Annotated in this window: 13 protein-coding genes; 4 read left to right on the top strand and 9 right to left on the bottom strand. The window is 64.1% G+C overall.

Annotation, left to right across the window (positions count from 1 at the left end; all coding sequences use genetic code 11):
• Nucleotides 1–166 precede the first annotated feature (166 nt).
• Entirely contained in the window at nt 167–823 is a 657-nt protein-coding gene (locus tag LOY69_RS13905; RefSeq protein WP_123391078.1) for a ribonuclease T2 family protein, read from the bottom strand.
• A 258-nt stretch (nt 824–1,081) separates the two neighbouring features.
• Nucleotides 1,082–2,440, bottom strand: a complete 1,359-nt coding sequence (locus LOY69_RS13900; protein ID WP_102879650.1) for an HD domain-containing phosphohydrolase — start codon at nt 2,438–2,440, stop codon at nt 1,082–1,084.
• Between the two features lie 198 nt (nt 2,441–2,638).
• On the opposite strand from LOY69_RS13900, the gene LOY69_RS13895 reads away from it, so the two are divergent.
• Genes LOY69_RS13895 through LOY69_RS13880 form a run of 4 tightly spaced genes read left to right on the top strand, consistent with a single transcriptional unit; the run spans nt 2,639 to nt 8,763 of the window.
• Nucleotides 2,639–4,561, top strand: a complete 1,923-nt coding sequence (locus tag LOY69_RS13895) for a putative bifunctional diguanylate cyclase/phosphodiesterase (protein WP_265074769.1) — start codon at nt 2,639–2,641, stop codon at nt 4,559–4,561.
• Nucleotides 4,551–5,546, top strand: a complete 996-nt coding sequence (locus LOY69_RS13890; protein WP_413787142.1) for a cytochrome-c peroxidase — start codon at nt 4,551–4,553, stop codon at nt 5,544–5,546. Before LOY69_RS13895 ends, LOY69_RS13890 begins: the two co-directional genes overlap by 11 nt.
• Complete coding sequence (locus LOY69_RS13885) at nt 5,543–7,348, top strand: DAHL domain-containing protein (protein ID WP_265074768.1); 1,806 nt, start codon at nt 5,543–5,545, stop codon at nt 7,346–7,348. Before LOY69_RS13890 ends, LOY69_RS13885 begins: the two co-directional genes overlap by 4 nt.
• The gene (locus LOY69_RS13880) at nt 7,348–8,763 is read left to right on the top strand and encodes an ATP-binding protein (protein ID WP_265074894.1); all 1,416 of its coding nucleotides are present in this window, start codon (nt 7,348–7,350) and stop codon (nt 8,761–8,763) included. The genes LOY69_RS13885 and LOY69_RS13880 overlap by 1 nt, the downstream gene beginning before the upstream one ends.
• A gap of 76 nt (nt 8,764–8,839) precedes the next feature.
• On the opposite strand, the gene LOY69_RS13875 is transcribed toward LOY69_RS13880, so the two are convergent.
• From LOY69_RS13875 to LOY69_RS13845, 7 genes are all read right to left on the bottom strand, one after another.
• Nucleotides 8,840–11,410 carry an EAL domain-containing protein gene (locus tag LOY69_RS13875; RefSeq protein ID WP_265074767.1) on the bottom strand — a complete coding sequence of 857 codons (2,571 nt, stop codon included), beginning with the start codon at nt 11,408–11,410 and terminating at the stop codon, nt 8,840–8,842.
• A gap of 250 nt (nt 11,411–11,660) precedes the next feature.
• Nucleotides 11,661–12,632 (bottom strand): GDP-mannose pyrophosphatase NudK, encoded by a 972-nt coding sequence (gene nudK / locus LOY69_RS13870; protein ID WP_123391090.1) that lies wholly within the window; start codon nt 12,630–12,632, stop codon nt 11,661–11,663.
• Entirely contained in the window at nt 12,629–13,618 is a 990-nt protein-coding gene (locus LOY69_RS13865; protein WP_265074766.1) for an SMI1/KNR4 family protein, read from the bottom strand. Before LOY69_RS13865 ends, nudK begins: the two co-directional genes overlap by 4 nt.
• 68 nt (nt 13,619–13,686) lie before the next feature.
• A complete protein-coding gene (locus LOY69_RS13860; protein ID WP_162884178.1) occupies nt 13,687–13,998 on the bottom strand; it encodes an AzlD domain-containing protein in 312 nt (103 codons plus the stop codon).
• On the bottom strand, nt 13,998–14,696 hold the full coding sequence (locus LOY69_RS13855; protein ID WP_102879658.1) for an AzlC family ABC transporter permease: 699 nt from the start codon (nt 14,694–14,696) through the stop codon (nt 13,998–14,000). Before LOY69_RS13855 ends, LOY69_RS13860 begins: the two co-directional genes overlap by 1 nt.
• A 276-nt stretch (nt 14,697–14,972) precedes the next feature.
• The gene (fabV, locus tag LOY69_RS13850) at nt 14,973–16,169 is read right to left on the bottom strand and encodes an enoyl-ACP reductase FabV (RefSeq protein ID WP_102879659.1); all 1,197 of its coding nucleotides are present in this window, start codon (nt 16,167–16,169) and stop codon (nt 14,973–14,975) included.
• A 277-nt stretch (nt 16,170–16,446) separates the two neighbouring features.
• On the bottom strand, nt 16,447–17,478 hold the full coding sequence (locus LOY69_RS13845; protein ID WP_265074765.1) for a lysozyme inhibitor LprI family protein: 1,032 nt from the start codon (nt 17,476–17,478) through the stop codon (nt 16,447–16,449).
• Between the last annotated feature and the right edge of the window lie 36 nt (nt 17,479–17,514).

Below are 17,514 nucleotides of genomic sequence, written 5' to 3'. Positions count from 1 at the left end.
AATTGACGTGCCTGTGGCCCGTAGGAGCTGGCGTGCCAGCGAAAGCGTCCTCAAGCCCGGTGCAAGGTTCGAGGACCTCTTCGCCGGCAAGCCGGCTCCTACAGAAGTGGGGGCACGACAATCTCGATGCCCCGTCGGCGCCGATCAGCGCGGCGCGCGGACGCTTTCAGCGGATCGGCGGGATACGGATCTGGCCGGCGCGACACTGGTTTTTAACGCCTTTGCCGCACGCGCCAAAGTCCAGATCCTTGGTCAGGCAGACCCGGACTTCGGAAAGCTCGGGGCCGCTGCAGAGAATGGCGATGCCGTTTTCGGCGATCCCCGGGTTGCTCTGGCGAAACTGCTGGGCAATCTGCGTGGCTTCAAAGTAACGCACCGCGGTCGAAGGCTGCAGCGCTTGCGGTATCTGCACCGTCGCCAGGGCCTTGTCCGTCGCATCCAGGTAACCCATGCCCCCCAGGCCACTGCAGGTGCCGTGCTTGGTCCATTCGTGGTTCATCAGTTTGGCGGTGGGAAACAGGGTCAGTCCCTTGGCCCGCTCCTCCTGCGTCAGCGGGGTCAAGGGTGGGCAGGACTGGGGCCAGCCGCCCTTGGCGTATTGCGGCCACAGGCCGTGGAGGACAAACCCATAGCCCTTGCCCGAGCACTGTTCGTTCTCCGGATGCATCAGGCAAAAGGTCGGTGACCAGGACAAAGCCAGCAGGTAGTAGTCAAAAGCCCCCGCCACCGACTCGCGCTGCTGTTTGGGCTGACGCGCGTCGCTGATGCCCACCATCCCCAGGGTCAGCACCAAGGCTGCCATCAGGGCAAAAAACTTTCTCATCGTTACCTCTCCTAGGGATATCGGATTGTCCTGGCCACGCCATCGGGGTGCAGCTGCTGGCACACAGCTTCACTTTCTTGGCATGCCGGGGTTGCAGGAACATGACATTCGCCGCGCCGTGCCCCGGCAAAGCCGGCCAGGCGCGACGACCGCCGAGCGAGCGTCGGCCGAGGCGCCAGCGGGACGCTGCGCCAGGGCCTGGGGCGGCGCGCGGTGCGAAAGATGACGGAACAACCGGGCACAGATCAAGAGCGGCGATCAGTGCCCGATGTCCAGAGACGGCCCTGGGGCTTCAGGCACGCTGACAAAAATGCTGTAGTGCCCCCCTTCCATGGCCTCAAAGGCAATCAGCTTCTGGACCAGCGGCTCGCTGATCACCTTGCCGGCATTGAGCAGCAGCATGCCGTTGTCGGCATTGAGGTTGCGCCGCAGGACCATCCCCGCCTGCAGATCACGGGTGCCCAGCACCCGGACCGTCGGATCATCGACGGTCACGTCATTGAGGTAGGCAGCACAGACCCGAACAAAGCCTTCCACCATGTTCGGGTCATACAGACGGCCGGCGTACTTGCGAATGAACAGCAAAGCCTCGTCGCTGTTCATCCGCCGCTCCAAAATCAACCCGCACTGCAACTCGATGAAGTCCACCACCAGCTTCAGCAGCCGGGCGCCCCAGGGAATCGCCTCGCCCCGCAGATGCTGGGGAAAGCCGCTGCCATCCCAGCGTTCCTGATGATGGAGGATCAGCCGCGCTGCATCCTGCATCGGCTCCAGCGTCATCAGCAGCGACTCGCTCTGGGAGGGATAGGCCCGATAGCGCTCCTGATCGGCGTGCCGCAACAGCTCCGCCGGAGCGGCCAGCATGGCATCGCTCCAGCTCAGCTTGCCGATGTTGTACAAGGCGGCGGCCATGGTCAGGTCACGGCTGGCGGTTTCGTCCAGGCCATAGCTTGCACAACAGGCGCGCACCAGTTCGATGATCTTGCGGTTGGTCTGCTTGTCCGCCGGCAGGCGCAGGTTGGCCAGCAGCGAGAACACCTCAGTGCCGGTCACATAGCTGTGCTTGAGCTCTTCATAGGCCAGGTCCAGCATGTCGGCGGTCTGTTGCAGCTCGGCGGTCCGGGACGCCACGCGCTTTTCCAGTTCGGCGTTGCTCACCTTGAGCTGGCGGTTCTGCTCCAGCACCAGTTGCTGCAGGCGCTTGAGCTCGCGCTCGGCGTGCTGGTATTCCAGGGTCTGGCGCAGGATCAGCAGCAGCTCTTCGTCGTTCCAGGGTTTGCTCAGGTACTGGTGGATCTGCCCTTCGTTGACGGCCTTGACGATGGTGCTCAGGTCGGCGTAGCCGGTGAGCAGAATCCTGCGGGTGGCCGGGTAGCCCTCGCGCACCCGGGCCAGCAGGGTGGCGCCGTCCATGTCGGGCATGCGCGCATCGCTCATCACCAGGTCAACCGGACGCTGGGCCAGGATTTCCAGGGCCCTGGCACCGCTGTCGGCCAGCAGCACTTCATAGGGCTGGCTGCGTAGCAGGCGCCGCAGGCTGTTGAGGATCGATTCTTCGTCATCCACCAGCAACAGGCTTGGACGCTGTCCTGGTTCGGTGGGCTGCAACTCTTCCATGGTGGGTCCCCCTGTCCTGCATCTCGTTCCCCGGACAGCTCCGCCCGGCCAGCGCCCAGCGGCGCTACAGCCCAGACAATCCTAGCTATTTTTTTGATTTTCACCCGGGGATGTAAATCGAAAAAACCTCGTACGGCGCATGTTCCAGTGACTATGCTCACAGCGTTGGACGCGCGCTCAGAACACTAGGGAAAGTCAATGGACACTGGCTGCGACGCACAGACAAGTTCGCAAGACCCCTCGGACTCACCATCTGCGAGCGTCAACCGACGGGTGCTGATTGTGGATGACAGCCTCTCCATTCATGAAGACTTCCACAAGATCCTCATGCCCTCGCAGAACCTGGCCCTGAGCCAGGTCGAAGACCAGTTGTTCGGCAGCGTCCCCCCCCGCCCGCTCCAGGTGTTCAGCCTGGATTCGGCGTTCCAGGGTCGCGAGGCCCTGGCCATGGTCGAGTCGGCCCTGGCCCGAGACACCCCCTATGCCATGGCCTTCATCGACATGCGCATGCCGCCGGGCTGGGACGGCCTGGAAACCATCGAGCAATTGTGGAAGGTCGACCCGGATCTGCAGATCGCGCTGTGTACCGCCTATTCGGACTATTCCTGGGAAACCATGGCCGAGCGCCTGGCCTTTGGCGACCAGTTGCTGATCCTGAAAAAGCCCTTCGACAGCCTGGAAATCCGCCAGATGGCCAGTGCCCTGACCTGGAAGTGGCAGATGACCCAGGATGCGCGGCACAAGCTCGACGATCTGCAGCGCACCATCGAGGAACGGGTCGCGGAACTGCTCAAGGTCTCCCACCTGCTGCACTACGATACCCTCACCGGGTTGCCCTCCAGCGCCTTGCTCGGCGATCGCCTGGGCCAGGCCATGGCCCGGGCCCGGCGTTATGGGCAACAGCTGGCGGTGATGTTCCTCGGACTGGACCGTTTCAAGCGGATCAACAATGCCCTGGGCTACCCGGCCGGCGACGAGTTGCTCAAGAGGATCGCCCACAGCCTGCAGCACGGCATGCGCGAGTCGGACTCGGTGTTCCGCTACGGCTCCGACGAATTCGTGGTGCTGCTCCATGATCAGGAGCCGCCGCCCCAGGTCCGTAGCGTCGCCGAAAAGCTCCTGGCGACGGTGAGCCAGCCCCACGATGTGGCCGGGCACGATCTGCGGGTCACCGCCAGCCTGGGGATCAGCCTCTACCCCGAGGATGGCCAGGATGCCCTGAGCCTGATCAAGAAGGCCGAGATGGCCATGCGCAACAGCAAGGAGCAGGCACCGGGGGGCTACGGTTTCTTTACCGAGGACATGACCCACCGCGCCCGGGAACGCCAACACCTGGAATCGGGCATCCGCCAGGCCCTGGAGCGCCAGGAGTTGAGTTTGCACTACCAGCCCAAGATCCACCTGGCCTCGGGCCAGGTGGTGGGCGCCGAAGCGCTGATTCGCTGGTTCAGCCCGCAACAGGGCTGGATCAGCCCCGCCCAGTTCATTCCAGTGGCCGAGGACAGTGGCCTGATCAACCGGATCAGTCAGTGGGTAGTGGGCGAAGCTACCCGCCAGTCCCGTGCCTGGCAGCAGGCGGGACTGGCGCCGATCCGCCTGTCGGTCAACCTCTCGGCCAGCGACTTCAGGCAACCGCAGTTGCTCCAGCAGTTGCAGCGCGCACTGCTGGACAGTGCCCTGGACCCGACCCTGCTGGAACTGGAAATCACCGAAGGGGTACTGATGCAGAACGTCGAAGCCACCCTCGCCACCCTGCAAGCCATCAAGGCCCTGGGGGTGCGCCTGGCGGTAGACGATTTCGGCACCGGCTATTCCAGCCTCAGCTACCTGCGCAAGTTCCCGGTGGACGTGCTGAAGATCGACCAGTCCTTCATCCATGGCCTGAGTCACGAGCCCAAGGACGCCGCCCTGGTCAGCGCGATTATCCAACTGGGGCGCAGCCTGAACCTGAGCATCATCGCCGAAGGGGTGGAAACCCAGGAACAACTGGCGTTCCTCAAGCAACAGGGCTGCGAGGAAGGCCAGGGCTATTACTTCAGCAAGGCCCTGCCGGCCGACAGTTTTGCCCGCCTGCTGCGGGCCCAGGCGTCCCAGATGCAGGTAGCCGACCATGACCGCTGAACAGCAGCCCAGACAACGCCAACGCCGCTCGCACAGCCTCATCGGCCTGCTGCTCTGGGCGATGGCCGCTGTCGCCCCGCCGGCCTTCCCGGCACCGCTGGACGAACCGCTCAAGCCCCTGCCCGCAGTACCCACCCTCGATCCCCAGCGAGTGGAACTGGGCAGGCGGCTGTTCAACGAGCCGCGCCTGTCCCTGGACAACAGCCTCTCTTGCGCCAGCTGTCATCGGCTGGACCAGGGTGGAGCCGATGCACAGGCCAAGTCCCAGGGCATCAAGGGCCAGCTCTCCCAGGTCAACACCCCCAGTGTGTTCAACGCTGCGCTGAACTTTCGCCAGTTCTGGGACGGTCGCGTCGAGACCCTCCAGGCGCAGATCGACAACGTGGTGCAAAGCCCCACCGAGATGGGCAACAACTGGCCCAACCTGCTGCGCACCCTGAATGACGACGCCAGCTACCGCCAGGCCTTCGGCGCGCTGTACCCGGACGCCATCACCGCGGCCAACGTGCAGGACGCCCTGGCCAGTTATGAACAGACGCTGCTCAGTGCCGGCTCGCGCTTCGACCAGTACCTGCAAGGCAACACCGAGATCCTCAGCCAGGAGGAGAAGTACGGCTACCAGCGGTTCAAGGACTACGGCTGCATCGCCTGCCATCAAGGGGTCAATATCGGCGGCAACATGTTCCAGAAGTTCGGCGTGATGAATGACTACTTTGCCGACCGGGGCAACCCCACCGACGCCGACCTGGGGCGTTTCCTGATCACCGGCGACGAGCAGGACCGCAACGTGTTCAAGGTCCCCAGCCTGCGCAATGTGGCGGTCACTGCCCCCTACTTCCACGACGGCTCGGCCACGACCCTGGAACAGGCCGTGGAAGTGATGTTCAAGTACCAGTTGGGCCGTACCCCCAACCCCCAGGACACCCGCCTGATCGTCAAGTTTCTCCAGACCCTCACCGGGCAATGGCAGGGCAAGCCGCTATGAAGTTGCGCCGCCGCTGGCCCTCCACGCTCCTGACCCTGGTGGCCCTGGGCCTGGTCCTGGCGCTGGCGTTGCTCTACTTCAAGACCATGATCGGCCAATCCCCGAACTTCGCCCTGTCCCGGGACCTGATCGGCCAGATCAAGCAATTGAACGCCCAATGGGAAACCGAAGTGCTCAAGGCGCGCATCGCCATTACCCACGACTACGATCCGCTGGTGCAGCCGGTGCAGCAGATCAACCAGGTGTGGCAGCACTTCGATCAGCTCTCGCAACAGGGTCACAGCGACCCGGCGGCCTGGCAGGCCAGTCACCAGGCGTTCCACAATGCCTTCCAGGAAAAAGCCGGCCTGGTGGAACGGTTCAAATCCCACAACGCGGTGCTGCGCAACTCCCTGGCATTCCTGCCCTACGCCGAGGACGACATCCAGCGCCGGCTGGCCGACCTCGATGATCAGCAGCGACTGGCGCTGCAGAATTTTGCCATCGACACCTACGACCTGCTGCTCAGCAGCCTGGAGTTCGCCCAGATCTCCAGCAGCGACAAAGCCGCGGACATCCTGGTAGGGCTGAACAAACTGACGGTCAACAAGGAACGCCTGCCCACCGCCATGCACGAACCGGTGGACATCCTCAGCAAGCACGTCGCCGTGATCCTGCGCGAGCAGCCGGTGGTCAATGAACTGCTGGAGCGGCTCACCTCGGTCCCGGTGGCCGAACGCCTGGACGACATCACCCGCCTGCTCAACCACGACCAGCTCCAGGCCGACCTGCAGGACCAGAAGTCCCACCAGTATCTGCTGGCATTTTCGGTGCTGCTGGTGCTGTTGATCCTCTATCTGGCGATCCGCCTGATCAGCAGCTTTGCCGTCATCCGTCGGGTCAACACCGCCCTGCAGAGCGCCAATGAACACCTGGAGCAGCGGGTCGAGGAACGCACCCGGGAACTCAAGGAGGCCCAGAGCGAGTTGCTGGACGCCGCGCGCCAGGCCGGCATGGCGGAAATCGCCACCAATGTCCTGCACAACGTCGGCAACGTGCTCAACAGCGTGAACATCTCCAGCGAGATGCTCAGCCGCACCCTGCGCTCCAGCAAGGCTCAGGGCCTGGGCAAGGCGATGGAACTGATCAATCAGCATCAACACGATCTGGGGCATTTTTTCAGTGAGGACGAAAAAGGCAAGCTGCTCCCCGGCTACCTCAACCAACTGGTACAAGCCATTGCCAGCGAGCAACAGGGCATGAGCAGCGAACTGGCCCAGCTTGGGCGCAGCGTCGACCACATCAAGGAAATCGTCGCCACCCAGCAGTCCTACGCCGGGGCCTCGCGGCTGATCGAGCCGTTGCAGGTCGGCGAACTGATCGATGACGCCTTGCGCATGAACTCCGGCGCCCTGGCCCGGCATCAGGTCACGGTGGTCAAGGACTACACCCAGGTGCCACCGGTCCTGGGCGACAAGCACCGCCTGCTGCTGATCCTGATCAACCTGATCAGCAACGCCAAGTACGCCATGTCCGATCTCAACGAACACTCCCGGACCCTGACCCTGAGTGCCCATGTGATCGACAACCGGACCTTGCGCATTCAAGTCCGCGACCGCGGCGAAGGCATTGCCGCCGAGAACCTGACGCGAATCTTTGCCCACGGTTTCACCACCCGCAAGGAAGGACATGGCTTCGGCCTGCACAGTTGCGCCCTGGCCGCCATGGAAATGGACGGACAGCTCAGCGTGCACAGTGACGGGCCGGGGCTGGGAGCGACTTTTACCCTGGACATACCGCTGATCAGCGCTGAGGGCCAATGATGGACGATCTGAGCAACCGGCGAATTCTGCTGATCGACGACACCCCGTCGATCCACGACGACTTTCGCAAGATCCTCACCCCGCCTGCGGCGGACGCCAACAGCCTGGACGACCTGGAAGCGCAGTTGTTCGGCGCCCAGGCCAAGCCCCGGCAACAGCCCTTTGAACTGGACTCGGCCTACGGCGGCCAGGAAGGCTTGAACAAGGTCTGCCAGGCCCTGGAGCAGCAGCGCCCCTATGCCCTGGCCTTCGTCGACATGCGCATGCCCCAGGGCTGGGACGGAGCCCAGACCATCGAGCGCCTCTGGCAAGAGGACCCGCGCCTGCAGGTGGTGGTGTGCACCGCCTATTCCGACTACTCCTGGGAGGACCTGCTGGAGCGCCTGCAGGGCCACAACCGCCTGCTGATCCTGAAGAAGCCCTTCGACAACATCGAAGTCCAGCAGATGGCCAGCACCCTCACCAGCAAATGGGAAATGACCGCCCGTGCCCTGCTGCAGATGCACCATCTCGAAGACCTGGTGGAGCAGCGCACCGAGGACCTGAGACAGGCCGGCGCGGCCCTGCAACAGGAAATCGACGAGCGCAAGCAACTGGAAAACCAGCTGGTGCAATCGGAGAAACTGGCCTCCCTCGGGCAACTGGCGGCCGGGGTCGCCCACGAGATCAACAACCCCATCGGCTTCGTCGCCTCCAATCTCGGCAGCCTGGCGGGCTACCTGGAACAGATCAGCCAGCTGCTCACGGCCTATCGCCAGAGTGAAGAGGCCATCGCCGCGCCGGAGTTGCGCAAGCGCCTGCAAAGCCTGCGCGAAAGCATCGACCTGGACTTTCTCCAGGAGGACATCCCGCTGCTGATCAAGGAATCCAAGGACGGCATCGGCCGGGTCGAGCAGATCGTCAAGGACCTGAAGAATTTCTCCCGGGTCGACAGCGACCAGCATTGGCAAATGGCGGACCTGCAGCAGGGCATCGACTCGACCCTGAACATCGTCGCCAGCGAACTCAAGTACAAGGCCGACCTGATCAAGCACTACCAGCCGCTGCCAGAGATCGAGTGCCTGCCCTCCCAGCTCAATCAGGTGGTGATGAACCTGGTGATCAATGCCGCCCAGGCCATAGGCCCCGAGCGCGGCACCATCACCCTGAGCAACGGCGTGGCAGGCGACCGGGTCTGGCTGGAAGTCAGCGACAGTGGCTGCGGCATCGACGAGCAGCACCTGCAGAAGATCTTCGACCCCTTTTTCACCACCAAGCCGGTGGGCCAGGGCACCGGGCTCGGCCTGTCGCTGTCCTACGGGATCGTCAAGAAACACGGCGGGCAAATCAGCGTCCACAGCCAGTTGGGGGTGGGCAGCACCTTTCGGGTGGAACTGCCGATCCGTCAGGGTCCCCATCGTCCAGACCCGGCCTGAACCGGGCACGCCCTCCCCGTCCCCGGCGCTGATTGCGAGCGCGGCACAACGGCCAGCGAGCGCTGCAAGGTCCGCCTTAAGTGGTAAAGCGGCTGGCCTGGGACAGCTCGGTGCACAGCCTCACCCAGGCGTCGCTGTCCAGAGGCGGACTCAGGTGCGGCCCCTGGGCCTGATCGCACTGAATGTCCTGCAGCGCCTGGTACTGCTCCGGGCTTTCCACACCTTCGGCAATCACCTTCAGACTCAAGGCATGCCCCAGATCGACGATGGCCTGGACAATCGAATGCCCGGCCTGATTGCCGCCCAGTCCGGCCACCAGGCTGCTGTCGATCTTCAGGCCGTCCAGGGGGAAGGTCCGCAGGTACTGCAACGCCGAGTAGCCACTGCCGAAATCGTCCATCAGCAGTTGCACCCCAAGGGCCTTGAGCCCCTGCATGATCTCCAGCACCTGGCGACCGTCGTCCAGCAGCGCCTTGTCGGTCATTTCCAGCACCAGCCGCGAGGGCGCCAGCCCGCTCTGGCCCAGGACGGTCCTGATCCTGGCCACCAGTTGCCCGCGCTGGAACTCGGCGGCCGACAGGTTGACCGCCAGCAGCAGGCGTTCGGGCCAGGCCCGGGCCGCGCGGCAGGCGGCGTGCAGCACCCAGTTGCTCAAGGGCAGGATCAGCCCGGTGTCCTCGGCAATCGGTAAGAACACCTCGGGCCCCAGCAGCCCACGCTGGGGATGCCGCCAGTGCACCACCGCCTCGGCGCCCACCAGCTGTCCGTCCGCCAGCCGATAGCGTGGCTGGAACTGCAGCAGCAACTGATCCTGCTCGATGGCGTGGCGCAGGTCGCGCTCCAGGCCGCGGCGTTCGATGATCCGCACATTCATGTCGCTGGCATAGAACCGCCAGGTACTGCGCCCCGCCGCCTTGGCCTCATACAGGGCGATGTCGGCAAAACGCAGCAGCTCCTCCGCCAGGCTGGCATCCACCGGCGCCCGGGCAATGCCGATGCTGGCACTGATGAAGACTTCATGCTCGGCAATGTAGAACGGCTCTTCGATCCGCTCGATCAGGCGCCGGCACAGGCCTTCGATCTCGGGTTGGGCAACCTGTCCCGGGACCACCAGGACAAACTCGTCGCCCCCGACCCGGGCCACCAGATCCTCGCCCCGCAGGCATTGGGCCAGACGCTGGGACACCTCATGCAGCACCTGGTCGCCCGCCGCATGCCCCAGCAGATCGTTCACCGGCTTGAAGCGATCGAGGTCGACGCTGAGCATCAACAAGGGCTCCTGCAGGGTCGGCAGGGCCAACAGCTTGCCTTCGAGAAACTCCTGCATGCGCGTACGGTTGGCCAGTCCGGTGAGGGCATCGTGCTGGGACAGGTACTCGATCCGCCGCCTTGCGGCGACCTCCTCGGTGATGTCGCTGGCGGTGCCCCGATAACCACCGGCGGCCATGGCTCGCACCGAAAGGCGGCAGATCCGCGGCTGCCGGTGGCCATCCAGGTAAGCGCATTGCAGGATCGCCTGGGAACGCCGCTCCGGGGCCGCCAGCCAGTTGAGCAGCGACCCCTGCTCGGAGCTCAGCAGCTCGTTCATCGGCCGCCCCAGCGCAGACTCTCGGGAGAGCCCGGTGACCACCTCGAAACGCTCGGACAAGTAGGTGAAACACAAGTGCCGGTCCACTTCCCAGATCCAGTCGGACGCCGCTTCGGCGACGTCGCGAAAGCGTTCTTCACTGGCCAGCAAGGCGCTACGACTGACCCGCAGGGCCTGGACCTGATCGTCCATGACCCGGGCCGCCGCGCCGGCCCGGCGCAACAGAAAGCCGGCCATGATGCCCGCCAGCAGGCCCGCCAACAGCAGCAACGGCATCACCAGTACCAGCAACTGATGCCCGGGGCGTGTCGGTTGCCATTGCAGGACTCCGGCGCCGTCGGGCAGGGTCAGGGACGGCAGTGCGGCGGCCTGCGCGGGGCCGGCCACCTGCAACTGTTCGATGCCCAGTCCCTGCCCCAGCGCCAACAATCGCGACGGTTCCAGGCGCGCAACGAAAATCAGCACCGACTGAGGCCCGCTGTCGGCACGCACTTGCGGGTCGTTGCCTGGGTTCAACAGGTCGGCGACCACCAGCGCCGGGGTCCCGGCGATGGCATGGTAACGGCTGATGGCCTTGCCGCCGGCTTGCGAACGTACCTCCTGCACCAGGGGCGCCAGCTGTTCCCCCAGCCAGTCCCGGGCATCCATCGACTCCAATCGCCCAGCCACCAGGGAATACACGGTGCGGCCTGCCGGACTGATCACGAACACGCCGTCAAAACCCAGGTCGTGGTACAGGGTCGGACCGAAGTTCTGCCGGGTGTAGGCCCAGTCGAGGTCGACCTGCAGGTGCAGGTGCTGGTAGGCGTCACCCCACAGGGCATAGTCCTTGAGCGTGGTGCGGGCATTGCTGTCCAGCGATTGCAGGGCCTTTTCGATATCCAGGCGATTGTGCTGTTCGGCGGAAAGGTTCTGGTCGAGGGCGATGTACACCAGCAGCAAGCCGGTGAAGAGGAACAGCGCCAGCAGCAGCCCCGAGCACCCCAGCAAGGTGGCACGAGTCAGCGCCTGATTGGAGGTGCTGCGTCCTTGAGATGGGTCCTGACCGAGGTTTTCCATAATGCTCCAGGCGCCATGGCGACAAACCGACCGGTGAGGCCCTGCCCCACACAGTCCTTGACGAAGCTCGCGCTTGCCTATTGACGATAGACAGTATTTTCCCGCGGGGCCTGGAAATGCCGGGTGCACGAAGGCTGCGGCTGTGGTGAGGGGTTTCTTGGAAGGTAGGGTGCAGGTGCGGTGCTGGCGCTGACGGCCAGCGCAGGTGATCGATCCGACCACCCGCGCTGCACTGAATCAGTCGTCGGGATCAGCGGTCGGAATCAGCCGGGAGCGCGCCCGGCGTCACAGCCGGCAATTGCTCCACCCGGTGATAGACACTCAGGCCCAGGCGCTCGGCGACCCGCACCATGGCGTCGCAGCCCGCCGAGGCCGCGCCGATGCGCAGCACGGCATCACAGCGCTCCAGCAGGCGTTCGGCATAGGCGTGGAACTGCGCGTTGTAGATCTCATCGCCCACCGCCAGGGACCCCGCCAACCGGGTCATGGGCAACGCCACCCACTCCCCCAGCACCGGGAAATGCCCGGCCGCCAGCACCTGGGCGGCGCACTGCTCCATGGCCGCGACATTGCGTGCCAGCACTGCCGGATCGTCGCCGCTGCCAGAACGGTACGGGCCGGCCACCAGCACCATCAGGCTGCGCGGCTTGAGCACATGCAGCTGCAGGTATTGCAGGAGCATGATGGTCTTGCCGTCGACGATTTCGCCGCTGTCGATCATGCCCAGGGCCTGGTCGATGTCCAGCTCCAGGACCTCGATGTCCTCGCCTTCGTGCTCCAGTCCGCCGCCTTCATCGATGCGGTCCTCGGCCTGGTAATGACCGATGAAGAAATGCACCCGCTCGGTCACTGAACCCGGGCTCATGAAGGCCTCGAAAACCTTCTGCACCTCGCCTACCCGGCAACCGGTTTCCTCCTGCGCTTCCTGACGGATGCGCACCTCCGGGCTGGCGTTGTCCAGCAGGCCGGCAGCGGTCTCGATCAGGTAGCCGTGGTGGTCGTTGACGAAAGCCGGCATGCGGAACTGCCGGGTCAGCAGCACCGTGCGCCGCTTGAGGTTGTACAGCAGGATGGTCGCGCCATTGCCCCGGTCATAGACCTCACGGTCCTGGGCCTGCCAGCTGCCGTCGCGGCGACGCAGCTCGAAGCTGTACTTCTTCAGCACGTACCAATTATCAGAAAGGGTCTGTTCGGCGGTGATGCGAATCGATGCCTCGCTCATGGCTGCTCCTGAGAGTCTGGGCTGATGGGGCGAAACCCCGAGAGTTGCTCCAGCAACTGCGCGCGATAGGCTGGCGTCAAGACCAACCCGTCCGCCGCCTGGCGCATTTGGCCGCCGGCCAGCCGTGCCCGAAACCAGTCGCGGATGAAGTCCGGGGCGTAGCCACCGGTGCCGAAGCCCTTGGCGAAGGCGATCATGTCGCAGTAGACCTGCAGGTACGACTCTTCGTCGTTGACCGGATAGCAGTTGCGGTACAGCCAGAACTGCAAGTCATACAGCAGTTGCGACAGCGGATCGGCATGCAGCGCGAAGTAGCGTTTTTCATGGACGATGCGCAAGGCGATCTGGCGGATCAGCGGCCCCAGGTCGGGCACTTCGTGGAACTGTTCGAGCAACTCCTCCAGCAGCGCTGAGAACGGCGCGCTGGCGACCTTGTCCAGATCGTCCAGGTAATCCTGCTCCGAGGTGTCGTAGACCTCGGGGGACACCAGAGCGCGGATAAAGGCCTCGAAGTTCGGCGCCAGCACGGTCACTGCGTAGTCGCGTTCCTGGTCCACGTGCACCACCCGCGGCTCGCCCTCGGGGCCGCATTCGCGGTAGTCCAGAGCCACCATGTCGTGCCCGGCAGACGGGCAATTGCAGATGTACACCCCGAGGTCCGGGTAACCCCATTTCTCGATTTTGAAACGACTGCCCAGGCTGCCGCCCAACGAATAGGCGGCGTCGCGGCCAATGCTCAGGAAGCTGTCGATCGCGCAGTGGTCCTCAGCCCAGGAGGTGCCTTGTTCGGTGGGGCAACAGCACAGGTGCGGGCGCCCGCCGTTGTAGCGATTCATGAACGCCACATAGGACAGCGGCAGGCGATAGCCCAGCTCGGCTTGCAGCTCGGCGATCATGGCGGCGCTGGCCGGTGCCTGGTTGATCTTGCAGTGGGTGGCCCTGTCCCAGAACGCGTCCAGGTCGATATCGTGGGGGAAGTCGCTCATCCGATGCATCCGTTGCGGTTTAAAGGTCGGCCTGCGCCGAAAGCGGCACAGGCTAGCGCAAATGGCCCTCAGAGCCACCAGCGCAGAAAGAAAAAGAACCCCATGCTCAGCAACATGCTGACCAGGGTGTTGCGGGTGTAGATCACCAGCGCAATGGCCACCAGCGAGCTCAGCAGGTAGGGATTGTCCCAGTGCAGGTTCAACTGGTGATCGGGCATGAACACGATCGGCCCGCAGATGGCGGTGAGCATGCCCGGCACCGCAAAGCCGAGGAACTGCCGGGCATTGCTGCTCAGGCGCAGCGGCAGGCGCGGTTCGAGAAACACGTAGCGATTGAGAAAGACCAACAGGCCCATGCCGAAGATGACTGCCCAGACCATCATGCTTGCCCCCGATACAGTTTGTTGCAGACAAAACCCGCGGCCATCCCCGCCAGGCCCGACAACACCAGCGCCGAGCCCCACTGCCAGTAACTGAACAGCACCGAGCAGAACAGCGACACTGCGACACAGACCACGGTGGGCACATTGCGCACCAGCGGCGTGATCAGGGCGATGAAGGTGGCGGCGATGGAAAAGTCCAGGCCCAGGTGCTCCAGGCCCGGAATGCTCTTGCCCAGCACGATGCCCAGCAGGGTGAACAGGTTCCAGGCCACATAAAAGGTCAGGCCCACGCCCAGGGCATACCAGCGGTCGAACTGCTGCTTGTCGTGGGCGCTGGTCAAGGCGAACAGCTCATCGGTGAGCAGAAAGCCCAGGCCCACCCGCCAGCGCCCGGGCAAGGGCGAGATCACCGAGCGCAGGCTCATGCCATAGAGCAAGTGCTGGGACGTGAGCAGCAAGGTGGTCAGCAGGATCGAGAAGATCCCTGCCCCGCCCTTGAGCATGCCGATGGCCACCAGTTGCGCGGCGCCGGCAAAGACGATGCTCGACAGCCCCTGGCCCTGCAGCGGCGTGAGATTGGCTTCGATGGCCATGGAACCGGCCAGCAGCCCCCAAGGCGCGGTGGCCAGGGACAGCGGCATGATGGCGATGGCGCCGCGGATAAAGGCGGCACGAGGTAAGAGAACGCTGGACATGACACCCTGCACACAGATAACGGACGCTGACTGTGCCATCTGCCGGCGCCCCCTGGCTTGAACAATCTTGCGCAATTGCCTCGCCCCCGTAGGAGCTGGCTCCTACACGACAGCAGAACCTACCTGCAGGAGCTGGCTTGCCAGCGAAGGCGTCTCCAAGACCAGCACAAGACGTGCGGGCCTCTTCGCCGGCAAGGCGGCTCCTACATGAAATATGGGGATGCAAACGACAACGCCCCTCACGAAGGAGGGGCGCTGGCTGACACTAGGCGCGGATTACAGCTGGATCAGGTTGCTGATCTTCACGTCCGGATCGACGTCGGCTTCGTAGTCGACCCCTTCGATCTCGAAACCGAACAGGCGCAGGAACTCTTGCTTGTAACCGACAAAATCGGTCATCTCGTAGAGGTTCTCGCTGGTCACCTGGTCCCACAGTTGCTTGACCCGGTCCTGGACCTGCGGTTGCAGCTCCTTGTAGTCGGCACGCAGGCGGCCTTCCTGGTCGATCACCGGCTCGCTGTTGTACAGGCTGTCCTTGTACAGGCCGTAGACCTGCTCGATGCAACCTTCGTGGCTGCCCTGCTCTTTCATCACCTTGAACAGCAGCGACAGGTACAGCGGCATGATCGGGATCGCCGAGCTGGCCTGGGTGACCACGGCCTTGAGCACCGACACCCGAGCGTCGCCGCCCAGCTCGGCCAGTTGCTGGCGCATGCCGATGACTTTCTGGTCCAGGTCCTTCTTGGCTTCGCCAATGGAGCCGTTCCAGTAGATGTCGTGGGTCAGCTTCTCGCCCAGGTAGGTGAAGGCGGTGGTTTTCGCGCCTTCGGCCAGCACACCGGCTTCGTGCAACGCGTCGATCCACATCTGCCAGTCTTCGCCGCCCATCACTGCCACGGTGCCGTCGATCTCTTCCTGGGTCGCTGGCTGCAGGGTGGTTTCCTTGACGATTTCCTTGTCGGTGTCGACACCGCGCAGGGTCACGGACTTGCCCAGGGGCTTGAGGGTCGAGCTCAGCACTTCACCGGTCTTGGGGTGGGTGCGGCGCGGCGCCGCCAGGCTGTAGACCACCAGGTCGATCTTGCCCAGGTCGCGCTTGATGGTTTCGATGGTTTCGGCCTTGACCGCGTCGGAGAAGGCGTCGCCGTTGATGCTCTTGGCGTACAGGCCCTTTTCTTCGGCGAACTTGTGGAACGCCGCGGTGTTGTACCAGCCGGCAGTGCCCAGTTTGCCGTCAACGCTGCCGCGCTCGAAGAACACCCCCAGGGTGTTGGCGCCGCAACCGAAGGCCGCGGTGATCCGCGCGGCCAGGCCGTAACCGGTGGATGCGCCGAGGACCAGCACGTTCTTAGGCCCTGCGTCGATGGCGCCCTGCTGGGTGACGTAATCGATCTGCTGCTTGACGTTGGCTTCGCAACCCACCGGATGGGTCGTCACACAGATAAAGCCGCGAACGCGGGGTTTGATGACCATTTACAATCTCCCAATTTCAATGTGCCAGGCGCCGGTAACGGCGGCGGCAGTGTCACTTGCTAAGGTCGTAGACGCTCACAATGGCTTCGCGTCACCAACTGATGGAATTTGCCCGGCAGGCCAAGGCTTGGCGCCCCTGTGCCGGCACCCTCGGGGCGATATCCAGGCGGCCCGGGCCGAGACTCTAGCAGCTGCACCGGCCGGCTTCAGCATCCACCCGGCGAAATTTCTGCCGCCACGTTCATCAACAGATGATGAGATCCGGCCCGCCTGTGCTTCAGGGCATCATGTCCAGCGGCAGTTGCTGGCCCTGGCTGCGCGCCTCGTACCAGCGCTGTACCACGTCCGGCAGGCGCTGCTTCCACTCAGGCTCGGTGGTGTAGTAGCGCACCCGCACTTCATCGGTAGGGCCCACCACTGCCAGCAGCGCGACCCACAACTCGCCCTTGGCACCGCGCACGAAAATCGCCGCATTGGTATTAGCCAACCCTTGCAGCCACATATCGGTGACCTCGGCGCCCTTGAGCTCAGCCGAGGTGTCCTGGGAGAACACCGAGCCGCTGTCGAGCAGGGTCTGGTAATCCTTTTGCAGCAGCTTGCGGGCGCGCAGATCTTCTTCCTCGGTACGCACCAGGGCGGTGGAGAGCAAATCGTACTGGTGCTCCAGGATTTGCCGGGAGGCCACATAGAGCCCGTCGTAATACACCCCCGAACCGGCGCCGCAGGCATAAGAGTCGCCCTCCTGGGTCACCTGCAACAGGCCGTTGCGCGGGGTCAAGCGCAGCTGGCAGCCCTCGACGCTGTAGCGGGCTTCACCGTCCTTGAGCTGCAGCTTGCCCGCCAGCGCACCGGAATTGGCGCCGCCCATGGCCGACAGGTCGAAGCTCAGACGATCTTCGCCGCTGCGCCGGATCACCAGCTCACCGCCGTAGAACGGGCTGACCGAGACCCGCTGCCAGGTGCCCTGCCAGTTGAACGCAATATTCACATAGCGCAGCACCATCAGCCGGCTCAGGTATTGGCTGCGCAGACAGCCCAGGTCGGCCTGGCACTGGTCGCGCTGCTTGAGCCATTCACGCTGCCCCAGGCGCAGCGCCTTGGGGTCCTTGGCCTCGGCCAGGGTCGCCGTCCAGGCCTTGCCCAGCTGGCTGTCCAGCCCGGCGGTATAGGGGTCGGCGCAGATGGCCTTCTCACTGGCACTGGCGGCCTTGGCGCAGTCGAAGCTGCTGGCCTGGGTCGCGGTGGCACAGGCCAGGACAGCGAGCAGCAAGCCACTGGCCCGCAGTGGACGTACAAGGGAGGCGGACATGGTTCGATTCCATTCAAAAAGGGCTTTGCAAGAATA

The sequence above is a fragment of the Pseudomonas sp. B21-059 genome (assembly GCF_026016285.1).
Classification (GTDB): Bacteria; Pseudomonadota; Gammaproteobacteria; order Pseudomonadales; family Pseudomonadaceae; genus Aquipseudomonas; species Aquipseudomonas danubii.
Note: the sequence above shows the minus strand (reverse complement) of the source record. Positions and strands in the feature narration are given on the sequence as shown.

Bases quoted from the DNA above. Each gene is read 5' to 3' on its own strand.
- LOY69_RS13905 (WP_123391078.1), bottom strand. From the start codon at position 823: ATGAGAAAGTTTTTTGCCCTGATGGCAGCCTTGGTGCTGACCCTGGGG.
- LOY69_RS13900 (WP_102879650.1), bottom strand. From the start codon at position 2,440: ATGGAAGAGTTGCAGCCCACCGAACCAGGACAGCGTCCAAGCCTGTTG.
- LOY69_RS13895 (WP_265074769.1), top strand. From the start codon at position 2,639: ATGGACACTGGCTGCGACGCACAGACAAGTTCGCAAGACCCCTCGGAC.
- LOY69_RS13890 (WP_413787142.1), top strand. From the start codon at position 4,551: ATGACCGCTGAACAGCAGCCCAGACAACGCCAACGCCGCTCGCACAGC.
- LOY69_RS13885 (WP_265074768.1), top strand. From the start codon at position 5,543: ATGAAGTTGCGCCGCCGCTGGCCCTCCACGCTCCTGACCCTGGTGGCC.
- LOY69_RS13880 (WP_265074894.1), top strand. From the start codon at position 7,348: ATGGACGATCTGAGCAACCGGCGAATTCTGCTGATCGACGACACCCCG.
- LOY69_RS13875 (WP_265074767.1), bottom strand. From the start codon at position 11,410: ATGGAAAACCTCGGTCAGGACCCATCTCAAGGACGCAGCACCTCCAAT.
- nudK (WP_123391090.1), bottom strand. From the start codon at position 12,632: ATGAGCGAGGCATCGATTCGCATCACCGCCGAACAGACCCTTTCTGAT.
- LOY69_RS13865 (WP_265074766.1), bottom strand. From the start codon at position 13,618: ATGAGCGACTTCCCCCACGATATCGACCTGGACGCGTTCTGGGACAGG.
- LOY69_RS13860 (WP_162884178.1), bottom strand. From the start codon at position 13,998: ATGGTCTGGGCAGTCATCTTCGGCATGGGCCTGTTGGTCTTTCTCAAT.
- LOY69_RS13855 (WP_102879658.1), bottom strand. From the start codon at position 14,696: ATGTCCAGCGTTCTCTTACCTCGTGCCGCCTTTATCCGCGGCGCCATC.
- fabV (WP_102879659.1), bottom strand. From the start codon at position 16,169: ATGGTCATCAAACCCCGCGTTCGCGGCTTTATCTGTGTGACGACCCAT.
- LOY69_RS13845 (WP_265074765.1), bottom strand. From the start codon at position 17,478: ATGTCCGCCTCCCTTGTACGTCCACTGCGGGCCAGTGGCTTGCTGCTC.